Here is a 16,287-nt window from a genome sequence, read left to right as displayed (position 1 = left end):
GAATAGTCACTAGAACCCTAATCAAAGGCTCCCTCGGGAGCCTTTTCTTTTTTTGGATGGTAGGGGAGTTAGGCAGTTAAGCCTTTAAGTAGTTAACCCGTTAAAAGCTGAACTACGCTTGTTTGTTTTTCAGGGTAGACTTCAACATTTGGAATAACCACTGATTCAAAGGTGCGTCTTTTTGCGAGCGGCGGCAGCTCATCACATAGCTCACATCTATGGTTCATGTTCGATTGTTAAAGTTACTCCAACAAAAACACAGATACCAAACGAACAAAGAATTAGAAATACAACGAGGTGATGTATGAACAAGTTAATCGCACTTGGATTGATGGCTTTGTCTATGAACACGGCTTTCGCGGCTGACGGTACTTATGCGAGTACTCTCGATATGACGAGAAGCGAAGGTAATCAAGTAAAGGCTGAGCGTGTTGAATCTGATCCAGTGCTTGAAGGAAGAAATGACGCCGCTAATGGCGGAATAAAATTCCAAAAGAACGTTGATCAAGACCAAACGATCCAGCTTACAGGTCGTCGTGATTAACGTTAAAGATGTGCTTACCATTGTCATGAGAAATGCTGGGCCCTCGGGTGCAGCATTTTTCGTTATTGGGTTGTGGAGTATTTTATAAACTCTAGCGATCTAGCCTTGGCATGTTGTGTAACGTGTGGCATTTTGTTGTTCTCTAATTTAAGAACGCGACTCGGTGTTGGTTAAGCATTACAAACCAGTAAGCGAACGCTCGAAAGGACTAGGAATGACTCAAAAAGAAACGGGAATGATTCGTCATATTCTACTGATTAAGTTTAAAGAAAACGCTGAGGCTTCAGAGGTTCAAAAACTAAAGATGTTGTTTGAAGCGATGCCAAACAAGGTTGAAGGGGTCACTTCAGTAGAATGGGGATTAAATGACAGCCCTGAAAACAAGAATCAAGGTTATACCCACTCGGTGTTAATGACGTTCGCCGATGAAGAAGGCCGTCAGAATTACCTTCCGCACCCTGAGCATGATGCGCTGAAAGATGTGTTTCGTCCGCTTTTAGAAGACATCATTGTGTTTGATTACTCCCTGTAATTAGGTTCTGAGTAGGTCTCTTGTGTTTTACTTACCTTCGATAATGAAGAGTTAGGGCCTAGCGATTAAGCCCTAACTCAATAAGAAACGACTTACTCTGTTGGTGAAATCGTGACTGGTGCAAACGATGCGACAGCATTTCCGCCTGCGCCCCAGCGGTAGCGAGGCCAGAAGATAACTGTCTGATTGGGGTAGTACGTCTGTTTGTCGTAGTCCAGATAAGGCATCTCAACGAGGTCTATCTGTGGTTCTAAACGACCTTTATGTCATCTACTGTTTACGCTCATTTTTATTCCGTTAACCTGCCAATAGGCAGTAAAGTTAACGCAAAGCGTGAATAAGAATGGCATTACTTTTAAATAATGCCGTTGTGCCACGGTTAAGCTCTAGTCAATTTGATAGCCACTTCTGATTCCAGTTCACTTAATGGTCGAGGTTTACTGAAGTAATAACCTTGCAGCAGATCTATCCCCAGTCCGTTTAGGCGTTGGTTATGATCAGCAGTTTCCACCCCTTCAGCTACAACACGATAGCCCAAGCTTTTACCCATCATGATCATAGTGTTGACGAAGTCTAAGTTGGTCTGCCCTTGAGTTATGTCAGAGATAAATGAACGGTCGATCTTTACTTCACTTAGTGGAAGTTGCTTTAGTAGAGATAGAGAAGAGAATCCCGTGCCAAAATCGTCAAGAGAGATAGAAATTCCTACATCGTGTAGTTCTTTAAGTGAGTTTATGCATAACTCGTAATCGACAATTGCTGCTGACTCGGTTATCTCAATACAGAATAACGTCAAAGGAAGCTGGTATTGGCGAATAGTTCGAATGATTTCTTGAGCGAAGTGAGGCTGTATCAGCTGTTTTGCACTGATATTAATGGAAATATGGCTCATGGTTTGTAGCCATTCAGATCCTTCAACATCCTTACAAACTCGATGAATGATACATTCACCAAGCTTGCTGATTAGGCCAGCTGATTCAGCAACCTCGATAAACTGGTCAGGAGGGACATCCCCCAATGTTGGAGATTCCCATCTTGCTAGTGCTTCAACAGCAGTAATCTTTTCATCTTGCCCACAATATTGAGGTTGGTAGTGCACCTTTATTTCTTGTTGAGCGATGGCACGACTGAGTTGGTGCTCTATTTCGATTATGTTTTCCGTCTCTTTTGCCATTGACCTTTGAAAGTTGAGATAGCTTTGTCCTCCCAGCTTTTTAGCTTGATACATGGCAATGTCGGCCTGCTTAATTAATTCTTCGGCACTTACGCCATCATAAGGATACATAGCGATGCCTAGGCTTCCTTGGCTGATAATCTCAATATCATCAACGATCAATGGGTTTTGAACGGCATTTAAAATCTGCGTGGCGAGTGCGTTGATGTCTGCTTCGGAACTGACATTACACAAAAACAAGAATTCGTCACCTCCCAAACGTGCGACAAGGTGTTCACTTGATAGCACGTTCTGAATATGTTTGGTCACGTGGCAAAGAAGTGCATCACCGACGTGATGACCAAAAGAGTCGTTGATAATCTTAAAACGGTTAAGATCCATCAACATGACCGCGCGTTTTTGGTTAGGTCGATTCACAATGTGTTGCGCGATGCTTTCCATTATTTTCCGGCGATTAGCGATGCCAGTAAGCGCATCATAATACGCCATGTGTTGAATCTTTTCCGCATCTTCTCGCTCTTGAGTTACATCCGTCATTGAGCCAATGAAGCGCACAGCCTGCCCTTCTGCATTATGAACCGCTGAGCCATTGGCATGAACCCAGATATATCCGCGATGTTGCGTCTTCATCCTGAATTCACATTTGAACGGTACTTCTTCGTTTAAGTGGTTATGAATGGCGGACTCGAGAAGTTCTAAGTCTTCTGAGTGTATATATTGGAACAGATGGTCACATCCTAACTTACGATCAGAAAAGGTATCTTGACAGCCAATCATTTTGGTTAACCGACTGTTCCAGACAAGAGTATTGGTTAGTAAGTCCCAATCCCAGATACCATCGTTTGAGCTGTTAGATACTACTTTGAGCTGTTGCAACAACTGTTGGGAGTTCTTCTGACGATTGTTACTTGTATTGATAAGCTCGTCGCGCTCGATGAACAGTGCGAGCATATCTAAATAATTGTTGAATACCGATTGTGTACCGATATCTTGGTGATCTTGCAATGAATCAACAACAGCGACGAGCTTCCAGTGATCTTCTTGCCCTGAGTTGATAGGAAGAATGGAAGCAACGAAATGATCATAGCGTTCGAAAAATGGGAAATTGCGAATATCGTCTTGAATATCTGTTTGTTGCGGTAGGGTAGTTGGCTGAGTCATGCCTTTTTCTACCCATTTCCTAATAGTGTATTGCTCCGAATTACACTCAGCGAGACAGGCCCAGTCAAGATTGTTTCCGTAAAGGCTTTGAGCATCTCTAATTGAGTCAAAACCTCCTTGTGCTTGTGAATAGAAATTTTCGAATATCTCAGCGGGAGAACGCCCTTGCACATTTAAGAGGATTTGGCGAGTTGAGTTGATATCTTCTTTATGTTCGAGATCTGGGTTTGTGTTACCGCAAGACTGATGAACGATGAGCTTTTGCGGGACACTATTATTGGCATTATTAAAAGGCTTCCCAGAAATACGTTCCAACACGCGGTGAAATACTTGCGTCGCTAGAAGCTCAAGCTGTTGGTCTACTGTTGTTAACTTGGGATTGAATTGTTGACCGACGAAAATATTATCAATGCCTACGATGGCGACATCGTCAGGTACCGAGATATTGCTGTGAGACAGTTGCTCCATCATACCTACAGCATTGTGGTCAGTTGCGCAGATAACCGCAGTGCATTTGGATTTACGCTGTATAAATTCTATTGCGGCTTCTCGTCCCCCAGATAGAGAACAATTCGACACGCGGAAGAAATGGCGTTGGTTGAATGAGCCTTTATGATCAATCACCGTACGTTGATACGCTTTGAAGCGAGACCTGATATCATTAACAGTGAGATCGCCACAAAAGCCGATTTCTTCGTGTCCTTGACTTTGTAACCATTCATAGAGCTTAGTGACACCATCGCTTTGCACACTATAATACTGCTCAACGGGCAGCGGCGCATAGCTTGCTCCAATAGAAATGACTGGAATGTTTGCGTTTATAGCTTCTTCGATCAACTTTACTGTCGCTGCATGGAGAACGACCACAAGGGCATCGAGATGATTAAAATATATAGGAAGTTTAAAATCTCTTCGCTCACCCGAGCGGATGAAGATCAGATTGACTTTATGGTTTTTCGCAAGCCTTCTAAGGGTTGCATTTAGCTCGCCCATGTAGAAGCCACTGAGCATAGGCAGCACAATGCCAACGGTAGGACGTTTTTTAGATGTAACAATAGTCATGTTATTAGCCGGTCGAAAGTTGTGTTGTGTAGAACTGTTTTCGGGGGAGAATAGGTATCTTTTTATTATTTCTTCCATGCTCTACTAAGCGAGCTTGAAAATAAACTTACGGCAAAAGGAAATGCAAAACCACGCACAATCCGAGTAAGTCTAACTCATATATTTGAGAGGTTACTCAGAAGCGGTCCTCAATTTATGGACATGACTTAAGCGACTGATCTGTTCTGACAGTACCTAGAATAACCGGAACGGATTATGACTAGAAACGCAGAAACCACTCTCCTGAATTTAATTGCAACAATAAATGGCATACAAACGTAGAGGTAGCGCACAGAATCGAAAAAGGGGATATCGTGATCACATAATCATTGATCTAGCCGAGAGTGAGATAGTGGCGAGAGTTCGATAATTCGTTGTCGGATCTAAATTAGAACTGTAAATCTAATTTCTAAGTAGTTGTTATCTCAGGAAGAGTTTTTGTGCTATGCGCCCCTATATTAAATACATTATCCCTATTTTAATTCCTTTCATTATCCTCGTCATGCCGCTATCAGCGTTTCCATTTGAAGGCCTTACGATTATTCAACAACGCGTTATTGCGATCTTTTTGTTAGCGGCATTGTGCTGGGTGTTCGAGCCTATCCCTATTTACGCGACGTCTGTTGTTATTATCGTTCTGCAATTATTGATGTTGTCGGATAAAGGGCTGATCTTTTTAAGGTTTGAGCATGGGGAAGAACATTTTGGTGAGCTGTTAAAATACAGCGATATCATGGCGACATTCGCTAGCCCAATCATCATGCTGTTTTTGGGTGGTTTCTTCTTAGCAATGGCCGCCACTAAATATCGATTAGACGTAAACTTAGCTCGCGTGTTGTTGAAGCCATTTGGACAAGACCCAAAGTTTGTGATGCTCGGCTTAATGTTGATCACTGGTATCTTTTCGATGTTTATGTCTAACACGGCAACAACGGCAATGATGCTCTCTATTTTAACGCCGGTACTGGCTGTGTTTGGTCCGAAAGACCCCGGTCGTGTAGCGTTTGCGCTTTGTATCCCGGTTGCCGCTAACATCGGTGGCATTGGTACTCCGATCGGTACCCCTCCGAACGCTATCGCACTTAAATATTTAGTTGGCGATAACCTCATTACGTTCGGTGAATGGATGGCATTTGGTGTGCCGTTTGTTGTGATTATGATGGCGTTAGCGTGGTTTTTAATAGGCTTTATGTACAAAGCTGACCAAAAGAAAATCGAGCTAAGCATCAAAGGTAAATTCCTTAAAACGCCTAAAGCCATTGCGGTGTACGTCACTTTTGCGCTGACCATCATTCTTTGGTTAATGGGTTCAAGCCATGGCATGAACTCTTACACCGTCGCTCTGATTCCTGTCGCTGTGTTCTCACTCACAGGGATCATCAATAAAGAAGACCTGAAGAAAATTTCTTGGGACGTATTGTGGCTTGTATCAGGTGGTATTGCGCTTGGTTTAGCGCTCGATAAAACTGGCTTAGCAAAGCTCGTGGTACACAGTATTCCGTTTGATAGCTACTCACCCTATGTGGTGTTGTTCGGAGCGGCGTTCTTGTGTTTGGTAATGGCAAACTTTATGTCTCATACCGCAACGGCTAACTTGTTAATGCCAATTATGGCGGCATTAGGTTCGTCTATGGCTTCACTCACGCCACTAGGCGGTGAGCTAACGTTAATTTTGGTTGTGACTTTTGCCGCTTCATTAGGTATGTCGCTGCCAATCAGTACGCCACCGAATGCGTTGGCTCATGCCACTGGTCATGTGCAAAGTAATCAAATGGCCAGAATCGGTATTATTTTGGGTGTGGTTGGTGTGCTACTGAGTTTTGTTATGGTGTGGGTGCTACATTCAATTGGTCACATAGGATAACGATACGTGTATCAACAAAAGCTAGAAGCACTGATCGAGCGCTATTTTAACCAAACAGAACGTCGGGTGACGTGCTGTGCCGGTAACACCATTATTGAACAATCAGCGTTAAACACTCGTTTATATTATGTGTTTAGTGGAGAACTGGAAGGGTTTTATACTGATGCGAATACACCGCAAGTGCGAGTATTTAGCGCGGGTAGTGGGGCTTTTATAGGCGTTCATAGCTTCTTTTCAGGTAATTGGACAGCATCTTCAACGGTTGTTGCTAAAACCGATGTTGAGTTAGCGTGGATCGATAAAGACACGCCTGCAGAAGATGAACGTAAATTTGGTCCTCTTACCGCACAGTTCACACCTGTAATTGTCAATGAGTTGTCGCGTCGTCAACGCCGCGCAACACAAGAAGCGATAGCGAAACAAAAAGCGCTAGAGAAGTTACATACTGCTGAGCAAATGACGACCTTGGGTCAATTGGCTGCAGGGATTGCTCATGAGCTTAACAACGCTATTGGTGTCGTAAATAGTAAATCTGGTCGACTTGAAACGGTCATCATGGATCTGCTTGAAGAAGTGCATCCAGAAGCCAGTCAATTTTTCGATTTTGGGTTAATGCATGGTCAGAAAACGTCGTCGTCAGAAGCACGAACACGTGGGCGACAATTTGAAAGAAAATATGGTTTAGACAAAAACATTGCTCGCTCTCTTGCAAAGGCGATTCCAATTGATGCTTTATCTGCAACAGACGTTATTTCAAAGCATTGGCTGAAAAAACCAGAAGAAGCGATTCGTTTTTGGCAGATGGGCTGTGATTTACATGATTTGCGTTTGGCATCTAGACACACCGTCGGCATCGTAAAATCGGTTAAACAACTTGGCAGAGTTGATATCGACACCGAAGAAGCGGTTGATATTAACGACTCCATTAACCATGCCTTATCGTTGCTACAAAGTGAGTTACGTAGAGTGTCTGTGCGATTGAGCCCTGCGGATTTACCGTCTTTTAAAGGCTCGAAAACAGAGCTCGTTCAGATTTGGGTCAACATTGTAAAGAATGCTTGTGATGCAATGTCGAATTCAGACGATGCCGCAATAGAGATTCAAACCAGATTAAGTAAGAAAAGGATATTAGTTACGATCGCGAATAACGGCCCTGAGATAGACGAGGCGACTCGTAGAAAGGTATTTCAGCCCAACTTCACCACTAAAAAAGGTGGTTTATCGTTTGGATTGGGCTTGGGTTTATCAGTAGTTAAGCGGATTGTGGCAGGTTATGGCGGAAGTATTATTGTGAAAAGTGATGCTTCTAAAACGGTATTTAGAATCAAGTTACCAATAGAGGGTGAACATGGAGAAGCTTAATTTAATCTGTGTCGATGACCAGAGAGAAGTACTGAGCGCAGTGATACAAGATTTAGAGCCGCTGGCGAGTTGGCTGAATATTGAAGATTGTGAATCAGCGCAAGAAGTGCTTGATCTCATTGATGAACTTGACGCAGAAGGCGAACACATTACCGTCATCGTGTCTGATCATGTGATGCCAGGGAAAACGGGTGTGGAGTTACTCACTGAAGTGTTCCATGACAGTCGCTTTCCGAATACCAAGAAAATTCTTCTTACGGGGCAGGCCACTCATACTGATACCATCAATGCGATTAATGCAGCAGGCATCGACCGTTACTTTGAAAAGCCTTGGCAAGCAAGCACATTGGTTGAGTGCATTCGTACTCTTGTCACTGAGTACATATTTGATCAAGGGCTTGATTACACGGACTATCAGAATGAGCTCGACCAGCAGGTTGTGTTCAGACGCTTGCGTTAGCCTCTTATGTTAGCGACTTACATTATTCACTAGTGTAAGTCGCTTAAAATTCTATGCACCGAAGGACGCTTTCTGAAGGGTTTTTCTTTGAAAGATGTAATCTTTCGCTGCTTATTTTACCTACCTCTTTTAGTCGTTCAGGTTTTGGTACTCAGTTATTAACACACTGGTTGCTGGCTTTAGTCTAAAACTCATACGCTACGCCAACGCCAACGCCAACGGATGCATTGTGTTTTCTTCAGGAACGATTCCCTGAACATACAGCAGAGCTAAAATGTGTCGCAGAGTTCCCGTGTCGTTTGTTAGAAAAGTAAGTCGAAATTATTCAAAAGTGATTCCTAACGCGTGGGACGTGGAGTTCTAAGCCAAATCGGTACTTACAACGTAAAGGACTAGGCTTTTGACGGCTTACTGCGTAATAATGCATTCGCCCACAAGTGGGGGTTTATAGTCAGTAGGATTTTAAAATGAGTGAGATTGCTCGCTTTATATCTGGTGAAGCGCCGGATAAATTTGGTCGAAATATAGAACAGTTATTGGCTTACAATCATTTTTGGTTGGAGCATGACCATAAGTACATTCAAGTGTTCTTCCCAATAGATGAGGGGACTAAGTTTAATCAACATGCCCCGTTGGTTACTCAAGAAGATAAGGTGCTTTTTGCTAATTCAGAAGCGCTCCGCACAGCTCATCTACAAGTGCTTGACCTGATGCTTGAGTTTTGGGGTATGCAGCGAAACGGGAGTGAAATATCTTCATCGTTACCACTTAGCCCGGCTAATCACGTATGGTTAAAGAATCATGACCATAACCAGCTAAGGTTAACGCGAGCCATTCGCAGTTTGTACTTGTTGGGTAATGAAGAGGTTGCGGCTCGGTTATGTGACTTTTTAGTATCAGCGGCGACCGAGACTGGCTCGGTGTCGGAGAAAACCGTTCAGTATTGGCGCAATGCCTTGGAAGGTTAGGGTTTTTCTGTGCAGAGCTTCCGGCACTGCTCATAATTGATTCTCAATGCGCGGTATTTTGTACGATGCCGCTTTCTCTATATTCAACATTTGAATGCAATTTGTGGAATATATCAAAGTTAATTAAACTGATGGTAAGTTATTACTTTTCATTATGTTAGGGTTCTTTTCTTAAGGTCAGCGGATTAGGAAGAGGCTAATGAAAAAGGGATTTGTGATAGCGATATCAATCGGCTTTGTTGTCTTCTTCCTTGTTGGTCGTGAGCTTCAGTGGTTCGGGTCCAGTAATTCCGAGTCGTTTCCTAAACTTCCTGATAGTCCCCAATTTGTTCCTTCTATCGATTTCGACGGTGAGTGGCTAGGCCGCCGTATTAACACCACTGGCAATAATATGTGTGAACGCACAACCATCACCGGAACTATTCGTGAGGGTAAGGCTACTCTAAGGCTTACCTACAATGGAACACCGTTAGAGGGTTGGGTGACGGAAAACGGCGACTTACGTTTATATGCTAAACATCGCCAATGGGATTATCGTTTTTCCGCACGTGGCAGTGGCAGTAGATTTGACGGCCGATGGCACTTAACCAATGGGCCGTGCCAAGGAAGTTGGTTTCTAGAAAAGGTCGATGGCAAGTAGGGTTGTTACTACAAGACGCCGTTTAAAATTAACCAGCACAAGGTTCTTTTAGGAGAGATAAGTGATCAGATTAATCGCCGTGTTCATTGTGGCTTTCGGGCTAGGTGCATATGCGAGCTTACATGTTTTGACAGACTATGTTGTGAGCATTGAAGACAGTCATAAAGCTGCGGTGCGGCAAGGTTTTGAAACCTATAAATATGCAAATACAAAAGACCTTGCCCCATTAATTAAAACATCGAACTTGTTAGCTCGTTATAGTGCTTGTGAATTAGAGGGAGATGAAGGCGATGCGATTGCATTAGCCCTGTCTATTAACGCTATTTCCTTTGGGATGTTATCGAAGCAAGCGTCTGACCTCGATCAAGACACCTTTAGGACTGGTTTGATGATGTACGGAAAACTCAAAGACAACGAAAAAGCGTCTGGTCAGTTAACTGAAATACTTACTGCGTACTGTAAAGATAGTCTTCGCTATCTATACGACTGTGAAAAACTTTCTAATTTGTTAGGCGAAGAATGGGATACACAATGGAAGGAAGTGAAACCAGTATGTACCTAAAAATGATTCAACATATACGGCATTTTGCTATGCCGTATTCAGATGTGATTTGAAAACAAAGGACACAATATGGAAGTAAGGTTGGTCAAAGGTTCAGAGCCTAAGTTCGCTGAATCGATCACCAAAACGAATATGGCGAGTTACTATCAAGCTCGTGGAATCGCTTGGGGTCATAGCCAGTTTTTACGCAGCTGGGATGAGCTGGATAACTATGAAATTTATGTGGGGGATCGCCGTATTGGTGTTGTTCGCTTCAGTTACGCTAGTGGTACAACGTTTCTTAGGGACTTGCAGATATTAGCTGACTGTCAAGGTCAAGGTTTTGGCTCTAAGTGTCTCGATTTGGCTATTGAACATGCAAACAATCAAGCATCGGCTCAGTTAGTGTTGCGCGTGTTCAGTGAGAACCCCGCCATTAAGCTTTATCAATCAAAAGGTTTTACTCAGTTGTCTGAAGTGAAAGGGCTCGTTGAAATGGAGCTGCCTTTAGGGTCATCATTGAGAGAGTGTCATGGATAACCGTATCCAACTAAATTTTGTTAAATACTTATTTTCAGAGTTGCTGTTTATTGTTATTGCACTAGGTCTTGTCTATTGGATATCAGACGGTGATCGTTCATCGCTGCTAACCATAGGGCTGATAATTTGTGTTCCTCCATTAATAAAAATTCTAATGTTGTGGTGGAAGCTTCGCGATAGCTCGTTTGAAATCACGAACGGTCATGTACGTTTAAATGGCGTTGCTTGTGATGTGACTTTACAGCGTAGCTTTCTTCCGTTTGAAATTGGCTCATTCATCAAGCTTTCATACACGAAAGGTGCAATGCAGAAACACAATATTTACCTTTCTAAAGGCGCAATGAGCAAAGAAGAATGGAGCCGTATGTTAGCGTGTCGAACTAGGTCGCCATAAAGAAGCGACATCGCTGTTACTTGAGCTTTTAGTTTCCACGACGAATAGCGATGCGATTAAAGAGTACCAACGAGCGATCTCTTTATATGCTCAAGACCTAGATTAAACCTGGTAAGCAGCGCGTAAAGCTCATTAACTCACATAACAAAAAGCCTAAGCATCAATATGATACTTAGGCTTAAAGGCATAGTTTTTGTTCTTTAGGAAAGCGTTACGCTGAAAGCTCTTTACGAACGATCTCTGCGCCAGCACTTAGCGCATTAAGCTTCGCTGAGGCTATCTCGCGAGGTAGGGGAGCCATGCCGCAGTTGGTGCAAGGGTAGAGCTTGTCGGCATCAACGTACTTAAGTGTTTCACGTAGAGTGCTAGCCACTTCTTCCGGTGTTTCAATCGAATCGGTTGCAACATCAATCGCACCGACCATTACTTTCTTGCCTCGTACGAGCTCAAGCAGCTCAAGAGGTACATGAGAGTTGTGACGCTCTAAAGAGATAATGTCGATATTCGATTGCTGCAGCTTAGGGAAGACTTCTTCGTATTGGCGCCACTCGGTGCCTAATGTCTTTTTCCAATCCGTATTCGCTTTGATGCCGTAGCCATAGCAAATATGTACTGCGGTTTCGCATTGAAGCCCTTCAATGGCTCTTTCCAAACAAGCAATGCCCCAATCATTCACTTCATCAAAAAACACGTTAAACGCAGGTTCATCGAACTGAATAATATCAACGCCTGCAGCTTCTAACTCTTTCGCTTCTTCGTTGAGGATCTTGGCAAATTCCCACGCCAGTTTTTCACGGCTTTGGTAATGTGCATCGTAAAGTGTATCAATCATGGTCATAGGCCCCGGCAGAGCCCATTTGATCGGTTGGTCGGTTTGCTGACGTAAGAATTTCGCATCTTCAACAAACACGGATTTCTGACGAGAAACTGGGCCTACAACCGTCGGTACACTCGCATCGTAGCGGTCGCGGATTTTAACGGTTTCACGCTTTTCAAAATCAACGCCATTCAGGTGTTCAATGAAGGTCGTTACAAAGTGTTGACGTGTTTGTTCGCCGTCACTCACAATATCAATGCCTGCTTGCTGTTGCTCGTGCAGAGAGACACGCAGCGCATCTTGTTTGCCGTCTGTGAGTTCATCGCCTTGAAGTTTCCATGGCGACCAAAGCGTCTCTGGTTGTGCAAGCCAAGACGGTTTCGGCAAGCTGCCCGCTGTTGAAGTCGGTAATAGTGTTTTCATAATAATATTGCCTATCCTTGGGTGGTTTGAGAGCGCAATAGACGATTAAAGTGCGTAATTTGCCGACCAGTTCTCTAGAACTGATTGGTATGGCTTAATGAACTTCTCTTCTGCGAATTTACCTTGTTCAACAGCTAGCTGGCTTCGTTCTTCACGGTCGTACACGATTTGAGTCAGCGAGTGATCCAAGTTTTTCAAGTTTGGTTGGTAACAGTTACCCGCAACCGCGTTCGCGTTGTAAATCTCAGGTCGGTAGATTTTCTGGAACGTACCCATGGTACTGATGGTGCTGATAAGCTCTAGGTTAGAGTAATCGTTCAGCAGATCACCAAAGAAATAGAAGGCCAAAGGTGCAACACTGTTAGGCGGCATGAAATAACGAACCTGTAAGCCCATCTTTTTGAAATATTGTTCAGTTAAAGAAGACTCATTCGGTTGGTATTCAAAACCTAATACTGGGTGTTGGTTTTCAGTGCGGTAATAGGTTTTATTATCTGACACGCTTAAGCAAATAACAGGTCGTTTATTAAAGTTCTTTTTGTAAGCGTCAGAGTTAACGAAATATTTAAAAAGCTTACCGTGTAAGTCACCAAAATCTTCTGGAATGCTGAATTTATCTTGGCCTTTATTATGATCCAATAGACGTACGCTAAAGTCATAATCTCGAACATAAGAAGAGAAGTTATTTCCGATAATGCCTTCAATACGCTCGTTAGTTTTACGGTCTACAATATTGGTTTTCAGCACTTCAATTGAAGGGAATGCTTCGCCGTTGCTTTCAATATCCATATCAACAGAAATGATTTCAAGCTCAACAGAGTAGCGGTCGCCCTTAGGGTTATCCCAGTGCGCTAACGCGTTGAAACTGTTATCGATCATTTGTAGTGCATTGCGTAAGTTCGCTTGACGGCTGTCACCGCGAGCCAGGTTAGCAAAGTTGGTAGTGATACGCGTGCTGTCTGCAGGCTGGTAGTTTTCGTCGAGGCTAATGCTCTTAATCGTAAAATTAAATTCTTTATTCATGCTTATTTGGTATCCCAATTTTTTTTCTGATTCTCTCGGTCTTTAGTATTAAAACGGCTTTTATTTCTTGCTTGTGACCGGATTAAGAATCGAAGGCTATGCTGTCTGAAATTAATGCTTAGTAGAATTAATGTCGTATAAAGTTAATCGCTTAAGGTTTTTATACGTTGATAGGTTGACCATTAACAATGGTATTACTTCACATTCAACATGAGGAATATTCATGATCTATTCTGTTTGAATATTTTAGTCGGTGTCAGTTATATTAATTAGCTTGATGGAAATATAACCGCATTAATAGTGTGTTATTTAAGACGATTAATTTAATTAAGAGATGGATGAAATGAGTGAATTGCTGTTGTTGATTTTCTACTGTGCGTTACTGGGCTGTGGTGTTGGGTTTCTAGCCGGTTTGTTAGGTATTGGCGGAGGGCTGATCATTGTTCCTGTGTTAAGCAGCATTTTACTGTATTTAGAAGTTCTACCTTCCGACCAAGTTGTTGTCGCTGCGATTGCTACCTCGTTGGCATCGATACTGTTCACTTCCACATCTTCTGCACTCGCTCACCACAAGAATGGCAACGTGCCTTGGGATCTGGCGCCTTGGATCATGCTCGGTGTTGCTCTGGGTGCATTGGTTAGTGGTTTTATGGCGGCGTTGTTACCGGAAAAAGTCGTTCGTATTGTGTTTGCTGTGAGTGTGGTTCTGATTGCGATCAAGATGTTCTTAAGCAGCAAAAATGATGCGCCTAAGGAACGAAAACTGCCGAACAAAGGCGTGCTCACTGTGCTGACAACCATTACGGGTGGCTTATCTGCCATGATAGGTATTGGTGGCGGAGCATTGCTGGTTCCGCTATTAACGTTCTTCTCTGTCGGTATGAAAAAGGCCATCGGTTGTGCCTCGGCTTGTGGCATTGTGATCGCGTTGTTTGGCTCGATAGGTTACATCACTTCAGGCAGCAGCCACTTTGCTCTATCAGATGGCTTTGCTGGCTTTGTTTATCTGCCTGCGCTGTTGGGTATTGTGTGCACGTCTTGGTTTACGGCTCCGTTAGGCGCAAAAGCCACCAACCATTTACCGGTTCCAACGATTAAGAAAATCTTCTCAGTACTGCTGGTGGTTATCGCAGCAAGCATGGTTGCTCGTTAATAAAAGATCGTTCAAGTGTGAATATACAGAACAAAAACGAATAAATTGATCAACCACCAATAATTAGAAAAGGGCAGTTTCATAACTGCTCTTTTTTTGTTTATCGGTCTATGCTTATACAACTATGTACATGAGTATATTGATAAAACCGTTTAGTTATGAACAGTTCACCGCTATAGCTAAATGTATTTTGTTTGATTCAACGGAATGCTATCAATGAGTGATTTATGGATCCTTTAACGCAGGGCGTGTTAGGCGTTTCTTTGTCACAATCTGCCAGCAAAAAACAACATTTGGTTGTTGCTGGGGTATTAGTAGGGCTGCTCTCCGGGTTAGCACCAGATTTGGATGCACTGATTAAGTCTCAAAGTGACCCTTTGTTGGCTTTGGAATTTCATCGACAATTTACCCATTCACTCTTCTTTATTCCCATTGGCAGTTTGATCTGCGCTTTGGTTCTGCATCACCTGATTGCAAAAAAACGTGGGCTTTCTTTCAAACAAAGTTGGCTGTTTTGTGCTCTGGGCTATGGTACTCATGCACTGTTAGACGCTTGTACCACCTATGGCACGCAGTTACTTTGGCCTTTCACCAACGCGCGTTTTTCTTGGAATACCATATCAATCATCGATCCTGTTTATACGCTTCCCATTCTAGTGTTGCTTGTGTTTGCGACGTTAAAACGAGCGCCTTGGCTAGCGCGTGTTGCGTTTACTTGGGCGCTAATTTATCCAACATTAGGGATGATTCAGCGAGACAGGGCAGAGGCGATTGGGTGGCAATTAGCGCAAGAAAGGCAACACACACCGATTCGATTAGAGGCAAAACCAAGCTTTGCGAATATCTTGGTTTGGAAAGTGGTGTACGAAACAGAGGCTCATTACCATGTAGACGCAGTGCGGGTTGGCACATCGGTAAGCACGTATCCCGGAGAGTCGATTGCGAAGCTGAATGTTAGCAGGGATTTACCTTGGCTTGACCCGGACTCTCAACAAGCCAAAGACATAGAACGTTTCCGCTGGTTTTCAAATGGTTATATCGCTCAGGACCCAACAGACGAGCTGCGTATTATCGATGTCCGATATTCAATTGTACCAAATCAAATGAAAGCACTATGGAGCATCAAGCTATCAAAAGCAGTTGATGCAAACGCGCATGTAAAATACGAAACTCATAGAGACAACACGCCAGAATCGAGACAGACCTTTTTCGATATGCTTACTGGTGATAAATGAGCTAGTTTTAAACTGATCTGCACCGTCAATACTGGATGCTAAGTTAAGCGACTTTCCATACGTTTAGTTATCTCTGAATTGTTAATTTAGGGGAAGCTATAGCTCATTTATGCCCCATTGTGTGTTCACTTCGATGAGTGAACTACATCGGCAATCTATTTTTACAATACATAAACTAATGGTTAGGAAAAGGCCCGACACATTTTCTTTCTTCACTCTAGGTAGTCAGCATATTTAGATAGTATGGACAATAGGATAGAGTCAGACCATACTCCAGTCAAAAAGCTCATCGAAGCGATTGTATCCGCCCCATGAACCCACGGGGCGACTTGTCAGTGTTTGAAGTTCCAAGGCA

General features: G+C 43.1%; 15 protein-coding genes and 2 pseudogenes. 12 read left to right on the top strand and 5 right to left on the bottom strand.

What is annotated here, in order from left to right; all coding sequences use genetic code 11:
- Positions 1-112: 112 nt before the first annotated feature.
- Positions 113-223 (bottom strand): annotated as a pseudogene (locus AB6D58_RS01875) (LysR family transcriptional regulator); the annotation flags it as partial.
- An 81-nt stretch (positions 224-304) separates the two neighbouring features.
- On the opposite strand from AB6D58_RS01875, the gene AB6D58_RS01870 reads away from it, so the two are divergent.
- Positions 305-544, top strand: a complete 240-nt coding sequence (locus AB6D58_RS01870; protein ID WP_017070645.1) for a hypothetical protein — start codon at positions 305-307, stop codon at positions 542-544.
- Between the two features lie 214 nt (positions 545-758).
- Complete coding sequence (locus AB6D58_RS01865) at positions 759-1,076, top strand: Dabb family protein (RefSeq protein ID WP_009846539.1); 318 nt, start codon at positions 759-761, stop codon at positions 1,074-1,076.
- A 146-nt stretch (positions 1,077-1,222) separates the two neighbouring features.
- Here AB6D58_RS01865 and AB6D58_RS01860 read toward each other — a convergent pair.
- Positions 1,223-1,333, bottom strand: a pseudogene (locus AB6D58_RS01860) (DUF3103 family protein); the annotation flags it as partial.
- A gap of 122 nt (positions 1,334-1,455) precedes the next feature.
- Positions 1,456-4,473, bottom strand: coding sequence for an EAL domain-containing protein (locus AB6D58_RS01855; protein WP_017069971.1), 3,018 nt, complete (start codon positions 4,471-4,473; stop codon positions 1,456-1,458).
- Positions 4,474-4,957: 484 nt separating this feature from the next.
- Here AB6D58_RS01855 and AB6D58_RS01850 point away from each other — a divergent pair, with 484 nt between their 5' ends.
- From AB6D58_RS01850 to AB6D58_RS01815, 8 genes are all read left to right on the top strand, one after another.
- Positions 4,958-6,376 carry a DASS family sodium-coupled anion symporter gene (locus tag AB6D58_RS01850; protein WP_102332139.1) on the top strand — a complete coding sequence of 473 codons (1,419 nt, stop codon included), beginning with the start codon at positions 4,958-4,960 and terminating at the stop codon, positions 6,374-6,376.
- 6 nt (positions 6,377-6,382) lie between these two features.
- Positions 6,383-7,738: an ATP-binding protein gene (locus AB6D58_RS01845; RefSeq protein ID WP_017069973.1), complete on the top strand. Its 1,356-nt coding sequence runs from the start codon at positions 6,383-6,385 to the stop codon at positions 7,736-7,738.
- Positions 7,725-8,198, top strand: coding sequence for a response regulator (locus AB6D58_RS01840; RefSeq protein WP_017063648.1), 474 nt, complete (start codon positions 7,725-7,727; stop codon positions 8,196-8,198). Before AB6D58_RS01845 ends, AB6D58_RS01840 begins: the two co-directional genes overlap by 14 nt.
- 467 nt (positions 8,199-8,665) lie before the next feature.
- Positions 8,666-9,166, top strand: a complete 501-nt coding sequence (locus tag AB6D58_RS01835; RefSeq protein ID WP_017066571.1) for an opioid growth factor receptor-related protein — start codon at positions 8,666-8,668, stop codon at positions 9,164-9,166.
- A gap of 199 nt (positions 9,167-9,365) precedes the next feature.
- Positions 9,366-9,806 (top strand): hypothetical protein, encoded by a 441-nt coding sequence (locus AB6D58_RS01830; protein WP_017062406.1) that lies wholly within the window; start codon positions 9,366-9,368, stop codon positions 9,804-9,806.
- Positions 9,807-9,867: 61 nt separating this feature from the next.
- Entirely contained in the window at positions 9,868-10,368 is a 501-nt protein-coding gene (locus tag AB6D58_RS01825; RefSeq protein ID WP_017064207.1) for a hypothetical protein, read from the top strand.
- Between the two features lie 69 nt (positions 10,369-10,437).
- Entirely contained in the window at positions 10,438-10,887 is a 450-nt protein-coding gene (locus AB6D58_RS01820) for an N-acetyltransferase (protein ID WP_136973884.1), read from the top strand.
- Positions 10,880-11,281 (top strand): hypothetical protein, encoded by a 402-nt coding sequence (locus AB6D58_RS01815; RefSeq protein WP_017062409.1) that lies wholly within the window; start codon positions 10,880-10,882, stop codon positions 11,279-11,281. The genes AB6D58_RS01820 and AB6D58_RS01815 overlap by 8 nt, the downstream gene beginning before the upstream one ends.
- 211 nt (positions 11,282-11,492) lie before the next feature.
- On the opposite strand, the gene AB6D58_RS01810 is transcribed toward AB6D58_RS01815, so the two are convergent.
- Both AB6D58_RS01810 and AB6D58_RS01805 read right to left on the bottom strand, forming a co-directional pair.
- The gene (locus tag AB6D58_RS01810; RefSeq protein WP_372156387.1) at positions 11,493-12,521 is read right to left on the bottom strand and encodes a methionine synthase; all 1,029 of its coding nucleotides are present in this window, start codon (positions 12,519-12,521) and stop codon (positions 11,493-11,495) included.
- A gap of 45 nt (positions 12,522-12,566) precedes the next feature.
- Positions 12,567-13,544, bottom strand: coding sequence for a DUF1852 domain-containing protein (locus AB6D58_RS01805; RefSeq protein WP_017064213.1), 978 nt, complete (start codon positions 13,542-13,544; stop codon positions 12,567-12,569).
- A gap of 343 nt (positions 13,545-13,887) precedes the next feature.
- On the opposite strand from AB6D58_RS01805, the gene AB6D58_RS01800 reads away from it, so the two are divergent.
- Together AB6D58_RS01800 and AB6D58_RS01795 are read left to right on the top strand one after the other, a co-directional pair.
- Positions 13,888-14,697, top strand: a complete 810-nt coding sequence (locus AB6D58_RS01800; RefSeq protein WP_372156386.1) for a sulfite exporter TauE/SafE family protein — start codon at positions 13,888-13,890, stop codon at positions 14,695-14,697.
- A 227-nt stretch (positions 14,698-14,924) separates the two neighbouring features.
- On the top strand, positions 14,925-15,932 hold the full coding sequence (locus tag AB6D58_RS01795; RefSeq protein WP_372156385.1) for a metal-dependent hydrolase: 1,008 nt from the start codon (positions 14,925-14,927) through the stop codon (positions 15,930-15,932).
- Positions 15,933-16,287: the final 355 nt, after the last annotated feature.

It is taken from the genome of Vibrio sp. 10N.239.312.D08, assembly GCF_041466145.1.
GTDB classification, from domain to species: Bacteria; Pseudomonadota; Gammaproteobacteria; order Enterobacterales; family Vibrionaceae; genus Vibrio; species Vibrio crassostreae_C.
The sequence above is the reverse complement of the archived record's forward strand: the minus strand, read 5'-3'. Positions and strand labels throughout refer to the sequence as shown.